The sequence below is a fragment of the Gimesia panareensis genome, from assembly GCF_007748155.1.
Taxonomy (GTDB): Bacteria; Planctomycetota; Planctomycetia; order Planctomycetales; family Planctomycetaceae; genus Gimesia; species Gimesia panareensis.
Genome location: NZ_CP037421.1, coordinates 7,391,775 through 7,408,205 on the forward strand (window position 1 = coordinate 7,391,775; position 16,431 = coordinate 7,408,205).

A 16,431-nucleotide genomic window follows, 5' to 3' on the forward strand; every position below is an offset into this window, starting at 1 on the left:
TGATCGATCTCATCATCCATGTTCAATGATCTGCTTATTCTTACCATTGGATTTGAATTGATCCTGCTGTTGAACTGCGGCTTGACGCTGTCTCAGCTGTGTCCGCTTGCTAGAATCGATGCCACCCGCCTGATATTGAAAACGTCTCTTCCCTTAACACTGGTCCTGCTCTCTGGCACCGTCCTGCTAATTGCTGCCGTGGGTTCCACCAGCCTGCAGGAGATCCATACTTATCTCGATTCGGTCTCATCTAAACCAGGTGCAGGACGCAATCATTCGATACCGGCACTGGGTGTCCTGCTCATTCTGATGGGATGCGTATTTCGCATGGGAGCAATCCCCATCCACTTCCGACTGAAAGACCAGCAGGCAGAATCCCCCTGCTGGATTTTCATCATGGCGACACTGATCCCCCTGTTAGCCGGACTCAGTTTTCTGATTCTGTTTGCCAGTCAGATTGGAGTCATTCATTCAGCGGAACTCGAACAGATTTTCTATTACAGTTCCCTGATCATTCTGACCGTATCTTCCGGACTGCTGCTCGTTGAAAATCAGCTGCGTGGTATTTTCGGGTTGCTGATCATTCAAATCACAGGCGTGTTTGTTGCCCTGCTGTCTGCTGTCTGCTGGAGGTGGAGACATGAAACCGGAAATCCAGAATCAGGTTCCATACAGCAAACGATCCTGGAATATGCTCCGGAGCTGCTGTTCTCCTGCCTGACTGTTGCCGGTCTCGCTTTTCTTGTAGACGGACTGACACAACAGCGTATTAAGATCCGAACTCCTGACCAGTTACGGGGTATCTTTGCTGATCAGCGACTGACTGGAATCGGTGCGGCGGTCCTGCTGTTGACTCTGGCTGGTTTTCCCGGACTGACGGTCTTCCGACTCAAATGGCAGACGTTGCTGCTGCTGCTCGAAATCCATCAGCCCTCCATGACGGGCACCATGGCCACACTGCATGCAGGCTATCTGGGGCTGGCAATCGTCGTAGCAGTATCCTCTGCGCTGACGGCATTCGTTTGTCTAAGACTGTTAATTCTGATCTGCTTTGCTCAACCAATGATACGGTACAGACAAACCCCGCATCGAGGCATGCTCATCGCATGCTACTGTTGTGTGATCGGCACGATCATCTTCAGCTTGAAGATGATGATCAATTTCCAGGTGGGATAACAGGCAGGCTTGTCAGTTTTAGTTGTCGTCAGGTTCGACTTTGTAGACAAAGACATGACTACAGTGGGGGCATTCGATAGAACAGCCTAATCGCCGGGACTGAAATTCCATTGATGTCAGTCCGCCTGTTTCATTCATTCCATAATTGAATTCGATTTTTCTTTCGCAGGCCGGACAGACCACTTCCGTTTCATTTGGCTCCATTTGCTCGCTTTCCAGGTTCAGCATTGAATTAAAGCAGCAATCTATTTTTGCCAGGTTTCTATGTCAAAACGCTCGAAGTGGATCAGATGAAATAATTGCGTATATCAGGCAAAAGCCTCCTTAACGCATCAGGAATTGCATATGGAAAGAAAGGTTTGTCCAGATACTTTGACAAGCGAATGAGGGGACAAATATGCACAAAAACAGCGGGGCGGCAGTTCCATGCAGGCAACCCCGTCCATCTCCATCTCTGTCCCTGAACGGGCTAGACGAAACTGCCGCCACCTGTATTCTGCAAAAAGATCGGGTTCGATTTATGAAATGATTCTAAAACAGGGGTATGACAACTGTCTGGCACACCATGTCATATTTTTAAAAATAAATCAAGAATCAACTTCAACTCTGAACCATGATTTAAATGATTCCTTTCACGCCTGCCCTGTTACCGATCCAGAGCCGTCCGCTCAAGTTTATCGGACAAGCTGGCATGATTTGAACGGGCAGGGTAAGCTGAACGAGTTGTGCTCTCCGTTTCTCTCAATCACAATACTGGCAAAGGTGTACCGTGCGAGTTGTTACTTTAGGTGAGGTTATGTTGAGGCTGGCGCCTCAGAGTCATTTGCGTGTCAGACAGTCAATTCCCGGACTGCTGGAGTCAACCTTTGGTGGGGGTGAACTGAATGTCGCAGTCTCCGTTGCTTTTCAGGGGGGAGTCTCTGCTTTCGCTACTGCATCTCCTGATAATCCCATCACGGACGCCCTGGTTCAGGAAATGCAAAAACTGGGCGTTGATTCGAGTCTGATCCAGAGAACTCCCCAGGGCCGTTTCGGTATCTACTTTGTGGAAACCGGCGCGAATCAACGGGGAGGCACAGTCACTTATGATCGCGAATACAGTTCTATTGCTCAGGCCACCCCGGAAACTTTTGACTGGGACCAGGTATTCGAGGGGGCAACCTGGTTTCATATCACAGGGATTACCCCCGCCATCAGTGAATCAGCTGCGCGATTGACAGAGCGAGCCTTGCAGGAAGCCCGTCAGCGGGATATCACTGTCTCTTGCGATTTGAATTTTCGCAAGAAACTCTGGAACTGGAAACCAGGTACTGCACCGGCCGATCTGGCAAAAGCCACTATGCAGTCACTGGTCCCCTACATCGACGTCGTGATCGCCAATGAAGAAGATGCGGATCTGTCCCTGGGCATCAGAGCTCCTGAGACCGATGTAGAATCGGGATCTTTAAACATTGAAGGGTATGTCTCAGTGGCGAAACAGATCACAACGCAGTACCCCAATGTGAAACAGGTGGCGATTACTTTGCGGGAAAGTATCTCGGCCAGCCATAACAACTGGGGCGCCATGCTTTACGATCAGGGGCAACAGAAGGCTGCGTTCGCCCCCAGTGATGCACAAGGCAATTATTCCAGTTATGAAATCCGGAATATTGTCGATCGCGTCGGAGCCGGCGATTCGTTTGCCGGCGCACTGATTTTCGCACTCAATACGCCAGAACTGGCTTCACCGGAAACGGCAATCCGCTATGCCGTCGCAGCCAGCTGTCTCAAACACAGTATTCAGGGTGATTTCAATTATTCCACCCGGGCGGAAATCGAAGCCCTGATGCGGGGCGGAGGTTCCGGACGCGTACAAAGGTAAATCGCTTTCAGTAACCTGGACGCACTTACCTGCAGTGTCTTCAGATTTCGATTGTTGCCAACTGGTTGAAAACGGAGGAGGCGGATAGCATGAACCGCAGCGCAGGACGCCGTACCCGTCTGGACTCTCGTCTGAATTCACTCCAGACCCCCCTCTTTCTGCTTGATGCGTCCCGCACGGTGGTGTTTTTCAATCAGGGGTGTGAGCAGGTTCTGGGATGGCCTGCTGAGGAGATATTGGGGCAGACCTGTGACTACGCAGTTGATACCGACCCTGAAGAATGTGAATCAGTCTGTAATCTACTCTGCCCACCTCCAGAGGTCTTTCAGGGCACCCGTAGCGAGGTACCCCGTTTCCTGCTCACCCGCAGTGGAAAAACGATTCCCTGTGTAGTCCGATATACTCCCCTTGTCGATGAGCAGAACCGAACGCGTCTGGTGCTCGGCATTATCGATCGTATCGAGGAGCCACATAAACTGCCCTCGGCGAGCGCAGCACAACAACTGCACGTTGAACTAGCTGCACTCAGGCTCTCGCTCAGAAACCGGTTCCGGTTTTCGACAGTCATTGCCAGAAATGCAGTCATGCAGAGGGTTCTGAGGCAACTCGAACTGGCGGCCCATAGCCGAGAACCGGTCCATTTCCAGGGAGAGCCAGGTACCGGAAAAGAACATCTGGCGCGCGCGCTGCATTTTGAAAGTGAACAGCGGCGTAAAATTTTTGTACCTCTCAACTGCCAGAAACTCCCGCCCCGGGAACTGAAACAGACTGTCAAAAAAATCTTCGAGAAAGATCTGGATGAATCGATGCCCCTCGAACCGGGCGTCCTGTATCTGGCACAAATCGATCACCTCTCACGCGATGTTCAGGAAATCATTCTCGAAAATATTCAACCACAGAGACAAATGGAAACCGTTCGCCTGATGACGGCCTGCTCCTGTTCTTTAAATGAACTATTTGAACAGGAAAAACTGCTACCTGATTTTTACTATCTGATTACCACTCTACAGATTCATATCCCCTCCCTTCGCGAGCGGAAAGAAGACCTCGAACTGCTGGCTCAACATTATCTGGAAAATGAAAACCGCTATCAGCAGAAACAGGTCAGTGGTTTTGCCCCGGGTGTGCTGTCTCTGTTCCACGATTATTATTGGCCAGCCAATCTGGATGAATTGTCACAAATCATTCAGGCAGCTTTCCAGGCAACAACCGAAACGGTCATTACCCGGGACTCACTTCCCCTGCGTCTGATGTCCGGGATGGATGCACGCTCCCTGGGTCCCGCCCTGCCCCCGCTGATTAAACCACTGGAGCAGACACTGCAACAGGTGGAAACCGAGCAGATTCTGCAGGCTTTGGAACAGGCAAAACAAAACCGGACTGAAGCCGCCAGGCTGCTCGGATTGACCAGGGCAAAACTCTACCGCCGCATCGAAGCACTGGGGATTCCGCTTGATGAAGACTCCTGAGGCATTTGTCATTTACAAAACCATTAAAAATAGGCAATTTGCATCAATTAGACATCCGAAAAAAGGGAAACATTGCCCCGGTAAAGAATTGGGATTTGCGCAGAAGCGAACATCATTACAATTCGCTCAGCTGCCGCCAGCCTGATCATGATCCTGCAGGAGTAATCGATTGAAAATTCAGAGTCCCGCTCTGTTGAGCCTCGTTAATAAACTGATCGTCTTCATTCTTCGTATGATTACGAAAACAACGCGTTTCGAATTCGTAGACGACAGCCTGGCACGTTGTCCCTTTGCTGAGACGGGATCAGAACGCTTTCTGTACAGTGTCTGGCACGATTCCGTCGTCGCTCCCATTTTTGGAGCCAGTGGCCACCAGACGGTTGCCTTGATCAGCCAGCACCGGGATGCGGATACAATCGAGGAGATGCTCAAAGCGGCTGGGCTGGGAGCAATTCGTGGCTCCACCTCACGCGGTGGAGCTTCCGCAGTCAAGAAACTGCTCAAGCAGGCAGAAGGCAAACATGTTGTGATTACTCCTGATGGACCAAGAGGCCCGCACCATAAGATGAAGCCGGGGATTATCTTCCTGGCTTCGCATTCCGGGCGTTCTGTTGTTCCCACAGCATTTACCGCCACTCGCTACTGGGAATTTAAAGGCAGTTGGACCAGCATCTGGATTCCCAAACCATTCTCCAAAATCTATTTCCTGGTCGGACATCCGATTCATGTCCCGGAAGACCTCACTCGGGAAGAATTGAGGTATTATACAGAGCTGGTCCAGGAAAAAATGGAGGAACTCGATCGTAAGGCGAAACTGGTATTTACCGAAAAGGTTTCTCTGGCTGGTGACTTAATACCCTTGAAAAAAGCTGCCTGAACACCGCAGAACTGGAAACAGGTCAAAGTATTTTCCCCTTTTCTGCTGGTTTCAAAGTGACAAAATTGCATTCGCTTACCAGAGCGGTATAACATGTCGAATTGCTCAAGGCAATCTCAAGTCATGTGTCGCGCCTGTTCGATTCTGGTTATTGCTCTATGTCACTCAAAGTTACCAATCTTCGTCTTCCCGTTGAAATTCCGGAGGAAGAACTGGCTCACGAGCTGGTTTTGAAACTGGGAGTCAGCGCTGATGAGCTCCAGAGCTTTCGAATTCTTAGAAAGAGTCTGGATGCCCGTTCGCGTCAGGACCTGCGCTTTGTGTATTCTGCAGAAGTCAATGTGCATGATGAAGCACGCCTGCTGAAAAATCTCCGCGAAGATTTATCCATCCAGCCTTTTACAGAAAACACCTTTTATGATCCGGAGTGTGGCGGCAGCCCGCTGGAAGAACGACCGGTTGTGGTGGGTTCAGGCCCGGCAGGATTGCTGGCCGGCTACTATCTGGCACTGAAGGGATATCGACCGCTGATCATTGAACGCGGTTTTCCCGTCAAGGAACGCGTTCCTGAAATCAGACGCTTTGACAAAGGAGCTGATTTCCAGAATGAAAATAACTATCTCTTCGGCGAAGGAGGCGCGGGCTGTTTCAGTGATGGGAAACTGACCTGTCGTTTGAGCGGGCCAGACGTGCAATGGGTACTGGAACGGTTCGTCGAATGTGGTGCGCGACACTCAATTGTCTATGAACACCGCCCGCACCTGGGAAGCAACAAGCTCCCCATGATCTGTCGCAATTTCCGCCGTAAGATCGATGCCCTGGGGGGTGAGTTCCGTTTCGAATGTCGGCTGGAAGGCATAGACGTACAGGATGGCCAGGTGCAGGGCATCATGACTTCTTCCGGGTATATCAAAACGACACAGGTGATTCTGGGCATTGGTCACAGCGCCCGCGACACGTACCAGATGCTCTACGATCTGGGCGTTCCCATGTTCCGCAAAGCATTTCAACTCGGGCTGCGCATTGAGCAGCCCCAGGAACAGGTTAACGCACACAAATACGGCCGAGAGGAGTACCTGGATCTCCTGGGGGCAGCAGACTACACCATGATCACAAAAGGCAAACGTGATCTGTATACGTTCTGCATGTGTGCCGGGGGAATTGTGATGCCCAGTGTTTCAGAGCCCGGCATGTTTTGTACGAACGGTATGAGTAATTCCAGACACGATACCGGCTATGCCAACAGTGGGATCATGACCACCATTTACCCCGAAGAATTCGGCAGTGATCATCCCCTGGCCGGCGTCGAACTGCAGCGCAGGTACGAAAGGATCGCCTATGAACTGGGACAGCAAAACTACTACTGCCCGATTCAACGTGCCGGCGATTTTCTGAATCATCGAAAAACTGATGCTGGTTTTCAATACACGGGAACGTATCACAGAGGCGTCGTCACAACAGATCTGCATCAGGTCCTTCCTCCACTCGTCCTGGCTCAGATTGAGAACGGCCTGCCCGTGATGGATCAGAAATGGCGCGGTTTGTTTCTCAAGAATGCGGTTCTGGTTGGCCCGGAGATGCGAGGCAGTTCCCCGGTCCGCATCGATCGGGAACGCGATAGCTGTCAGGCACCGGGCTTCCACGGGCTCTATCCAGTAGGTGAAGGCGCAGGCTATGCAGGGGGGATTGTCTCTGCTGCTGTGGACGGACTGTTGAGTGCCCGTAAACTGGTCGAAGAGTTTGCACCGCTCACTGCACCAGCTGCTTGAAGTACTGTCACTTCAAATCAGTCCCCATCAATAATATCACTGATAGACTGATCGATGGCAACAAGGTATTCTTCCAGCTTGACGAACAGTTCCTGCGTGAAACGATCGCTCTTTAAAAGCTCGGCAGCCTGGTTACGGACACTGATGTCTTCCACCCGCCGCTTTTCCACGCCTTCTGGAAGTTCACGTACCATACGGATTAACTGCTGATTTTTCGGGAGGAACCCCAGCTCCAGATGATCTGCGAGTTCTGCAGTGAGCCGCTCCGTATCAGAGAACATTTCGCGTAGAGTGAGTCTGCTTAAATCGCGCTTCACGATTCTTGTCTCCCTTCCAAAGATCAAAGAACACTGATATTAGACAGGCTCTATCAGGAAAGGGTCAAGAGTATTTTGGATTCAGCTTTGATTAAGATTGAATCAACACGCTCCCTGTTCATTCAGGCGCTGAACAAACCACTGAAGGTAGTCTCATCCTCAGATAAGACAAGCAAGATGAGACCAGATTTCCTCGCTGATATCTTCGATGGACCGCTGCTGGCCTTCCTGCAGACACTCAATCTTCTGCCAGTGCTGGTGTACTTCGGCCAGTTGCAGATAAACATCCCGCACCTGTGACAGATACGATTGATCCGCCTCATGCAAATCAGTTACCTGATCGGTATAGGAACGAGCCTGTTTTTCTGCCACCATTTTCTGTGCATGGTCTGCAGGCAGGTCCAGCAGAATTGTCTGATTCAGACGGGGCATCTGGTAAATATCGTACTCGATCTGTTCGATCCACTGGATGAACTCGCTACGCTCATCACCTGAGAGCTTTGCCCCCTGATGCGCGATGTTGGACGGAATATAGCGATCAAAAATCACGACCTGGCTCGCTTCGATCGTTTTCAGAATAAAATCACGCGATTCAAAACGATCACCGGCATACAGCAGTGATGCCAGAAAGGGATGGACCGCGCTCAACTCCCCGAAGCGCCCATTCAGAAAATCGCCAATTGATTTTCCAAACAGAGTTTCAGTATAACGCGGAAATCCGATCAGGCTTGAGTTGACCCCTGCTGCCTGACACTTTTCATGCAGACGTGCAGCTTGTGTCCCTTTTCCCGAACCATCAATGCCTTCAATCCCGAATAATACTGCCACTCAACTACTTTCCTTACTAGTCGTTCTGATCTGGACGGACTGTTACAGAGAAGATCTTGCACGCGGGAATTGATTGTCGCGCCCGGTGCGCGAACTCAGATACGTTCGGCCTCGAGATATTCCCGGTGATCCTGCATTCCACGGGCGATCACAAACTGCCCCACATCCGCATTCGAACCAGGACAGACAACAGGAGCATACCAGCGATCAGTCCCTCGTACCCAACCGGGACGCTCTTCGCATTCACGTTCTACCAGAACTTCCAGGTTCTGATCAATGAGCGAACGATAAAAATTTTGAGCTAAATCGCGTTCCAGCTCCGCCAGCTGCTGACAACGCGCCTGCCGCACTTCTGGTGAGATCTGATTGTCGTATGAGGCAGCCGGTGTTCCCTTCCGGGCACTGAAAGGAAAGACATGAATTTTCATGAACTCAGCAGCTGCACAGGCACGGAGCGTCTCTTCGAATTCCTGATCCGTTTCTCCAGGGAAGCCCACTATCACATCCGTCGTAAAGGAAGGATGGTTCAGCCGTTCCCGCATCATCTGCAGCTTTTCCAGAAACCGGCTCACATAGTAGCGTCGCTTCATGCGTCTCAGAACGGTGTCGGATCCACTCTGTAATGAAGGGTGAAATTGAGGACAGAGATGTTCGCAGTCCGCGGCTGCTGAAATGAAATCGTCATGGATTTCAGCAGCTTCGACACTGGAAAGCCGCATCCGCCAGTCACCGGGGATTTTGTCCAGTTTGCGAAACAGATGCCAGAGACGAAATGGTGGCTTACCTGACTTACCCCGCGTCGTGTCCACGCCGAAGTGGCCGACATGAATTCCAGTCAACACGATTTCCTTGAACCCATTCCCCACCAGACGTCGTACTTCTTCTTCGATGTCCTCGGGAGAACGACTCTGCAAACCAGGACGAACCTGGGGAATGATGCAGTAAGTGCATCTCAGGATACACCCATCCTGCACTTTCACATACGCTCGTTTGCGTCCTTCGAATTCCGAGATCCCGGTTGGCATATCGACGATCCCGTGACGCTCCAGGATATCGGGAAGTTCACGTTTGTCAGTAATCACTTCAAATACGCCCGGCAGTTCAGAAACCGTCTTCGGATCGCGCGTGGCGTAACAGCCCATGACGAGAATCTTCGTTCCTGGATTGTTTTTTGACAGCTGACGAATCAACTTACGCCCTTTGGAATCTCCGGTTGCGGTGACCGTACAGGTATTGACGACACACAGATCGGCGGTCTCGTTTTCTGACGCTTCACGATATCCATTCTTTTGCAGTGCTTCCTTGACGAGCTGCGTCTCATACTGATTGACTTTGCAACCCAGCGTGACGAGTTGGCACGTTTTTTCTGCCAGGGGAGTTTCGGAGGTACTAAGTGTCATTGCTTTGCGACTACATTCATTAACGGTTTGTCTCGACTGTACACGGTGATTCAGAGTCGGGAGCAGAATCAAAAGGAGAGTCCAGATACTGCTTTCAGCAGGAACACAGGCTTGCTGCACATCTGGGAAGATTTTCCGGCATTCACTCTGGAAATCAATCTACACTGGTCGCATAGTATAAACAGAGTGATTACAGACTTCGAGCGGCAAAAGAAGTTTGTCTCCACCGATTGGCACAATTTATGGATTCCCTGAGAACTTCACCCGAGGTCAGAACATGCTGATGAACCATCTAAAGTGTAAATCCTTGTTGAATAACATTTTGTGCCTCATGCTCGCCTGCCTGTTCGCGATCTGCCCTCAACCAGCTCAGGCTGCAGAACCTGCTCCAGTACCTGCAGAAAAGGTATATGAACATGGCGTCGTTGCCGCCGATCATCCTCTGGCAAGTGCCGCCGGGATCGCGATTCTGAAAGCGGGCGGCAATGTCGTTGACGCTGCTGTCGCCACATCGTTTGCACTGACCGTGCTCCGCCCTGCCAGTTGTGGTCTGGGGGGAGGCGGTTTTATGGTGATCTGGAATGCGAAAGACCAGAAGGCAACCGTCATTGATTATCGGGAACGGGCACCAGCGGCAGCGACTCCGGAAATGTACGCAAAATTGCCGGGAACTGATAAACAACGACAGCTGGCCAGCCGCCAGGGACCACTGGCAGTCGCAGTCCCCTGCACTGTCGCGGGCCTCAGCTATGCAGTCAGAGAATACGGAACGCTGGATCTGAAAACCGTCATGCAGCCTGCAATCCAGCTGGCTCGGCGGGGGGTTCCGATTAACGATCACATGCGTTCGGTGCAGCGAGGCATGCTGGCCCGCATCAAACAGGGAACTCTAAACCCGGAAGAGTTCAAGACTCTCATCGACGACTACCTGAATCATGGAAAACCCTGGAAAAATGATGACCGTTTTTTCAGTCCTCAGCTGAAAGCACTCGAATTAATTGCCGAGCACGGCAGGGACGGGTTTTACAAAGGCCCGGTCGCTGAAGCCATAGTCGCTGCCTGCGGGGAATCAGCTGGTGGAATTCTGACTCTCCAGGATTTAAAAGCGACTCAACCAGTGATTCGCAAGCCTCTGACCACCACTTTCAATGGCTATACAATCTTGACCATGCCTCCCCCGTCGAGTGGTGGGATCGCGATTATTGAATCCTTTAACATGATCAAGGCTCTCGAAAAACAGACCTTAAAACAGCCGTTTGGGAAACTGAAATATCACTCCCCCGAAGAAATCCACCTGCTCACAGAAGTCATGAAACATGCCTTCGCTGATCGGGCGGAATACCTGGGCGACGCCGACTTTGTTCCGGTACCGATCGCACGTCTTACCAGCAGTGACTATGCCAGCCACCTGGCCGGCCGAATCGATACGCAACAGACGAAACCCCTGAAAGAGTACGGCCGCTACGTGCCTCCCCAGGATGGCGGCACCAGTCATTTCTCTGTCATGGATGTGGAGGGGAACGCGGTCGCCTGTACCGAGACGATCAATCTGACATTTGGCAGCTACGTTGTCATTCCGAAATACGGTATCGTCATGAATAATGAAATGGACGACTTTGCCGCGATTTCGGGTAAACCCAACGCCTTTGGTCTGATTCAGAGTAAAGCCAATGAAGTCGAGCCGGGGAAGAAACCACTTTCCAGTATGTCGCCCACAATTGCTGTCAAAGATGGCAAAGCTGTCTTTTCAGCTGGCGCCTCGGGTGGACCGCGCATTATTTCCAGTACTCTGCAAGTGCTGTTGAACATGATCGTATTTGGGATGACACCAACACAGGCTGTCAATTCCCCCCGCATTCACCACCAATGGGTCCCGGAAGATCTGTTAATGGAACCGGAGCTGTTTAAGCAGGCAGGTGAAAAACTGAAACAGTATGGACACTCCCCTAAAAAGAGTTCCAGTCTTGCCGCATCCCAGGCTGTCTCCCGTCAGCCGGATGGCTTACGGGGACACAGCGATCCCCGGAAACACGGATCGGCAGCAGGCTATTAAGATCACGCAGAGCGAGTGTTTATTTGCCAGCGGATTTCTTTTCGATCTTAGCCTGGGTGTCAACAAGTAGCGTTTTCACGACCGCGTTATCTTCGGTTTCAGCGCGCTGTTTTAAAGCGGTAACTGCTTCTTCAGTTCCAATCGACTGTAGAACATTACAGGCTTCAATCCGCAACGAAGAATCGGGATCATTCAATAACTGCAGGACCGGCTTTTCCGCGATCTCACCCATAATCTGCAGCGCTCTACGTGCGTCCTTTCTGTCTTCCCGATCGGAGAGCCGTCCCACCAGAACTTCAGCCATCGTTTCAGAATGAATGGTTGGCAGCAGTCTGATAATTTTTTCGCGGACCAGAAAATCCTTTTCATTCTCCAGCAGCTTGGCAAATTCCCGGGTTGCCCCATCCGTGTACCACACGGCCATGACATTCACATGTTCCGGCATCCGAAAGCCTTCTTTAGCCAGAGGGAGAGTTGCGGCGAGAATCGCAGAAACCCGCTGCAGATTTTCAGGATCCGGTTCCATTTTCGCCAGTTTTTTGCAGGCGGTATCATGCGCAAAGGAACTTGATCCGGAAATCACACGCAGTGCCCAGTCGATGGTTTCTTCTCCCGGCCTGGGTTTTAAAATCGCGGTCTGTCCCAATGGTGCTCTTGGGAAGCAGGGGCTTCTCTGGCTGATTCCCCACAGCCGGAGTGGTAGACTCTGACTTCATATTTTTCAGAGACTCGGAGTTAGCAGAGACTTTAACATCAGAATCCATACCCGGATTTCCGGCCTGGCCATTCTGTGCAAGTGCCATCAGTTGCGGCAGCTCAGTCTCGACCGTGATGATCCGCTTCTGAATATCGATCTCCTTGATCGCTCCACACTTCAGTTTCTGTGCGAAGGCAAATAGATCTGCAGGTGCGGGGCGCAAAATCAGGACCAGTTGCTTATCAATCACATGCTGCTCAAGCTGTGTCGGCGTAGAACCGGCCGGCTGCTGCTTCTGGTCCCCGAGAATCGGAGAGAGTGCCTTCAAAATCAGCGGCATCGCTTCAGGCATTTTATCACTGATTCCCCGGACGATCACCGCAACTCCCGGGTTCTTAGTATCGAGCGTATATTGACTGGTCTGAGCGATGATATCTGTACCGCTATCAACAGGTGCTGGCTGTGGCTCAGCCTCCATTTTCGTGGTTGCCGATGTCTCTGAAGCATGAGAGTCCGTCGAACCCGTCGCTGGACGAGGCCCAGACGGCTGAATGGATTGGGGACGCGACGAGGACTTGTTACTGTTGGGCGCAAAGGGGTTGGAACTCACACGCCGTTGCTCGGGAGAATTTGAACTGCCGCAGCCGCTCAATACAAACAGTCCTGCAAAGAACGTAACCAGCAAACCTGTTCTGTGAGTGATAACCAACATGGCGATTCGGTTCTGCAAAATAGGGAGACAGCCGGTAAAGCACGAGCGACAATCATTGAATGATCGATTGTACTTTACGACTAAGATGGAGAAACATATAAAATTTGTCTAAATAAATAGACGTATTAACACAGCCCAGGACACCCTGGAGTCAGATGTATACACCATACTTCAAATTGGACGTATGTGCAACAGCCGGATATCCCCCTATTCCTCCATATCTTCGCCAATTCTCAATAAAATCGGCATTATCCCCAATATTGAGCCATTTTTGATCTCAAAAATGCCACACTTTCCTGTAGTTCTTCCATGCCGTTCACCCCATCTTCGATGCTGATCCAGCTGTCGAAACCGACTCCCTTCAACTGCGAGAAGATTTCATCGTAGTCATTGAGGCCTTTTCCAATCACACCATGGCTGAGACGGCTGGCATAGCCCAGGCTGTTTTCCTCTTTGCGAAGATCCTCGATCGTTCCTTCGATCAGATAACGGTCGCTGGCATGCATCGTCACCACACGATCTTTAATCCGCGCCAAAAGCTCCAGGGGATCCTCTCCCGCCAGGATGGTATTACTCGGGTCGTAGTTCACACCGAAATGAGGTGAATCAATACGGGATACCAGATCACAAAAGACATCCGCCATCTGCGCGAATTCCGGATAGTCCCAGTAATTATCCTTATAATGATTTTCAATGATCAGCGTGAGCCCCAACTGCTCTGCCAGGGGGAGACACGCTTCGATCGATGAGACCGTGTACTGGATCCCCTCTTCCCGGGAGACTTCGGGACGCCTCTGCCCGGAAAGGACCCGACAGTACTTCCCTCCCAGTGCCGCCGTCATCTCCATCCAGAACTTTTCATGTTCGATCTGCTCTTTACGAAACGCTTCATCAGGATGAGTGAAATCCGGGGAGCAGCACATCATGGGAATCTCCAACCCCTGATCTGTTGCCATTTTTTTCGCTTCGGGCCAGAAGCTCTGATCTTTCATTTCCAGGAAGCCCGCATAAAACTCAAGACCATCGATATCGAGTGTCGCCGCCAGCTCAATCCACTGACGGAGGGTCATTTCGCCGGACAGGCACAATTCATCCATAAACGCTTTGGGAAACGCAGCAAGTTTGGGCATGGAAAGATCCAGTTTAAATCAACGTTGCAGGAATTAAATTAAGGTGTCTCAATTCTTCGATTTCACAAGACAGCATCAGGTATCAGGGGGTGAGGACTGCTTTCACGATCTCTCCCGAATGCATGGTCTCAAAAGCAGTATGCCATTCACTCAATGACCAGGTGCCACCTATAATGGGATCAATATTTAATTGTCCTGTGGTTAACAGACGGATGACCCGTTCCCAGATCGGCCAGTTATGACTGAAACTCCCCTGGAGTCGAATATTTTTCTGCACGAGGGGATCCAGCGAGAAACCCAGAGGCTGCGGCCCCCAGCCCACTTTGCTGATCCATCCAGCAGGGCGAACAATCTCCAGTGATTTCTTCAGCGTCACCGAGACGCCGGCAGCATCAACCACTCCGTTCACACCGAGTCCATCAACAGCCTGAGACCAGTCATCCAGGCCCTCCACGATCGGCTCACAGCCATATTCTTTCGCGGCGATCTCCAACCGCCCCTTGTCCCGCTCCAGCCCGACGACAGCGACTTCTGCTCCCTGCAGACGGGCCATCGCTGCACACAATAATCCAATCGGTCCTGGACCAAAGACCACTACACGGTCTCCCGGCTGAATGTCGCCGTTCATCACGACGGCATTAAAGGCCACACAACAGGGCTCGGTGAGCGCCGCCTTTTCCAGGGGGAGGCTGTCCGGTACACGATGCAGACAACGGGCAGGTACACGAACAAAGCTGGTCATGGCTCCATTCACACCATAACCAAATCCTTTGCGAGTGGGATCCAGATTGTAACGTCCCTCTCTGGACAACGGATTATCCGGATCAATGATCGCTGCAGTTTCACTGACGACGCGATCTCCGGTCTTCCAGTTGCGTACCAGTTCACCGGTCTCCGAAATCGTACCGGCAAATTCATGTCCCAGCACCACAGGATAGTTGACGGGCCAGCTGTGATCTGCCGTCCATTGATGAAGGTCACTGCCACACACGCCTACCGCAGCGACTTCCAGTAAGACTTCATCCGGTCCGATCTCGGGTACCGGAATCTCCTGAAGCTCCACAGAGTCAGCCTCGGGAGCATAATTGACAACAGCAGTCTGCAGTGATTCCACCTGACTCATTTCTGACCTCCGATCGCTACATCACCGTAAGCATGTACTTTTTCACAAATCAGTCGCAGGGAATCTTCCAGATCACCGCTGGCTGTTTTAAAAGAGTCTGCATCAATGGTCAGTGGGGCTCCGAGTACAACCAGGGGTGCACCATATTCGGGTGTGCGAATCGCCTGCTCCAGCGAAAGTCCACCAACTGCCTGTACCGGAATACTGACCGCTTCGACCACTTCTTTCAACTGATCGAGGGGACTCGGCATCCGTTCGCCGCGTGCTGCAATCCCCCGTCGTTCATCATAGCCCACGTGGTGAATCACATAGTCACAACCCAGATCTTCCAGTTTCTTCGCAGCGGCAACCATATCGTCAGCGAGGTTATCCCCCATCACTTTCACGCCATGATCCTGTCCCGCTTTCACCACACAATGGATGGTCTCCTCGTGGGCCCGCGACATCACAACCACATGAGTCGCGCCTGCTTTCGCCATCATTTCTGCTTCCAGATAACCACCGTCCATCGTTTTGAGATCAGCAACAATGGGCGTCTCAGGAAATGCCTTACGCAGTTCCCTGACACAATTCAAACCTTCAGCCAGAATCAGCGGCGTGCCTGCTTCCAGCCAGTCGACTCCCGCACGCATCGCCATCGCCGCCGTTTCGAGCGCTTCTTCTATATTGGTCAGATCCAGTGAAATTTGTACGATCGGCTTCATAAACTCGCTTCACTTTCTAATTCTATGTCTGTCTGAAATGGGATGGTCTGATTTGTTCATCTCTGTGACTCACTCTAGAACAGTCGTCATTTCATCCTAACCAAAGGATTTCAGAATTGCGACTGCAGCGGACCTGATCCCAGGCGGATCTTTTTTCGAAACAACACGGTTCCAGATCGATCGCGAACCACCTGCCGCACTCTGGGCTGTACCGGACCAATGTATTCATAAGTTCACATTCTTCATCGGTCAATCTACATCCAGACCAGATGAAGTCTTCGTAAACGTTAAAGTTTAACAGCTAACCGCCCGGTA

The 16,431-nt window shown here is 51.4% G+C and carries 14 protein-coding genes; 6 read left to right on the top strand and 8 right to left on the bottom strand.

Features of this window, described 5'->3' with window-relative positions; genetic code table 11:
• Window positions 1-18 precede the first annotated feature (18 nt).
• The 5 genes from Enr10x_RS27910 to Enr10x_RS27930 all read left to right on the top strand — a co-directional run bounded on the left by Enr10x_RS27910 (window position 19) and on the right by Enr10x_RS27930 (window position 7,152).
• Entirely contained in the window at window positions 19-1,176 is a 1,158-nt protein-coding gene (locus tag Enr10x_RS27910) for a proton-conducting transporter transmembrane domain-containing protein (protein WP_145452288.1), read from the top strand.
• Between the two features lie 769 nt (window positions 1,177-1,945).
• Window positions 1,946-3,037, top strand: coding sequence for a sugar kinase (locus tag Enr10x_RS27915; RefSeq protein ID WP_145452290.1), 1,092 nt, complete (start codon window positions 1,946-1,948; stop codon window positions 3,035-3,037).
• Window positions 3,038-3,126: 89 nt separating this feature from the next.
• Entirely contained in the window at window positions 3,127-4,506 is a 1,380-nt protein-coding gene (locus Enr10x_RS27920; RefSeq protein ID WP_145452291.1) for a sigma 54-interacting transcriptional regulator, read from the top strand.
• A 169-nt stretch (window positions 4,507-4,675) separates the two neighbouring features.
• Window positions 4,676-5,383 (top strand): lysophospholipid acyltransferase family protein, encoded by a 708-nt coding sequence (locus Enr10x_RS27925; protein ID WP_145452293.1) that lies wholly within the window; start codon window positions 4,676-4,678, stop codon window positions 5,381-5,383.
• A 158-nt stretch (window positions 5,384-5,541) separates the two neighbouring features.
• Window positions 5,542-7,152 carry an NAD(P)/FAD-dependent oxidoreductase gene (locus tag Enr10x_RS27930; RefSeq protein ID WP_145452295.1) on the top strand — a complete coding sequence of 537 codons (1,611 nt, stop codon included), beginning with the start codon at window positions 5,542-5,544 and terminating at the stop codon, window positions 7,150-7,152.
• Between the two features lie 17 nt (window positions 7,153-7,169).
• Here Enr10x_RS27930 and Enr10x_RS27935 read toward each other — a convergent pair whose 3' ends face one another.
• From Enr10x_RS27935 to mtaB, 3 genes are all read right to left on the bottom strand, one after another.
• Entirely contained in the window at window positions 7,170-7,469 is a 300-nt protein-coding gene (locus tag Enr10x_RS27935) for a hypothetical protein (protein WP_145452297.1), read from the bottom strand.
• 159 nt (window positions 7,470-7,628) lie between these two features.
• On the bottom strand, window positions 7,629-8,297 hold the full coding sequence (locus Enr10x_RS27940) for a nucleoside/nucleotide kinase family protein (RefSeq protein ID WP_145452299.1): 669 nt from the start codon (window positions 8,295-8,297) through the stop codon (window positions 7,629-7,631).
• 95 nt (window positions 8,298-8,392) lie between these two features.
• Window positions 8,393-9,697 carry a tRNA (N(6)-L-threonylcarbamoyladenosine(37)-C(2))-methylthiotransferase MtaB gene (gene mtaB / locus Enr10x_RS27945; RefSeq protein ID WP_145452301.1) on the bottom strand — a complete coding sequence of 435 codons (1,305 nt, stop codon included), beginning with the start codon at window positions 9,695-9,697 and terminating at the stop codon, window positions 8,393-8,395.
• A 310-nt stretch (window positions 9,698-10,007) separates the two neighbouring features.
• Between mtaB and ggt the strand changes: the two genes are divergently transcribed.
• Entirely contained in the window at window positions 10,008-11,750 is a 1,743-nt protein-coding gene (gene ggt / locus Enr10x_RS27950) for a gamma-glutamyltransferase (RefSeq protein ID WP_232093166.1), read from the top strand.
• 19 nt (window positions 11,751-11,769) lie between these two features.
• On the opposite strand, the gene Enr10x_RS27955 is transcribed toward ggt, so the two are convergent.
• The 5 genes from Enr10x_RS27955 to Enr10x_RS27975 form a co-directional block, all read right to left on the bottom strand.
• Entirely contained in the window at window positions 11,770-12,276 is a 507-nt protein-coding gene (locus tag Enr10x_RS27955) for a HEAT repeat domain-containing protein (protein WP_197997402.1), read from the bottom strand.
• A 25-nt stretch (window positions 12,277-12,301) separates the two neighbouring features.
• On the bottom strand, window positions 12,302-12,925 hold the full coding sequence (locus Enr10x_RS27960; RefSeq protein ID WP_145452307.1) for a hypothetical protein: 624 nt from the start codon (window positions 12,923-12,925) through the stop codon (window positions 12,302-12,304).
• A gap of 482 nt (window positions 12,926-13,407) precedes the next feature.
• On the bottom strand, window positions 13,408-14,289 hold the full coding sequence (locus Enr10x_RS27965) for a sugar phosphate isomerase/epimerase family protein (RefSeq protein WP_145452309.1): 882 nt from the start codon (window positions 14,287-14,289) through the stop codon (window positions 13,408-13,410).
• A gap of 82 nt (window positions 14,290-14,371) precedes the next feature.
• Window positions 14,372-15,412 carry a zinc-binding dehydrogenase gene (locus Enr10x_RS27970; protein ID WP_145452311.1) on the bottom strand — a complete coding sequence of 347 codons (1,041 nt, stop codon included), beginning with the start codon at window positions 15,410-15,412 and terminating at the stop codon, window positions 14,372-14,374.
• Window positions 15,409-16,116, bottom strand: coding sequence for an orotidine 5'-phosphate decarboxylase / HUMPS family protein (locus Enr10x_RS27975; RefSeq protein ID WP_145452313.1), 708 nt, complete (start codon window positions 16,114-16,116; stop codon window positions 15,409-15,411). The genes Enr10x_RS27970 and Enr10x_RS27975 overlap by 4 nt, the downstream gene beginning before the upstream one ends.
• Window positions 16,117-16,431 lie beyond the last annotated feature (315 nt).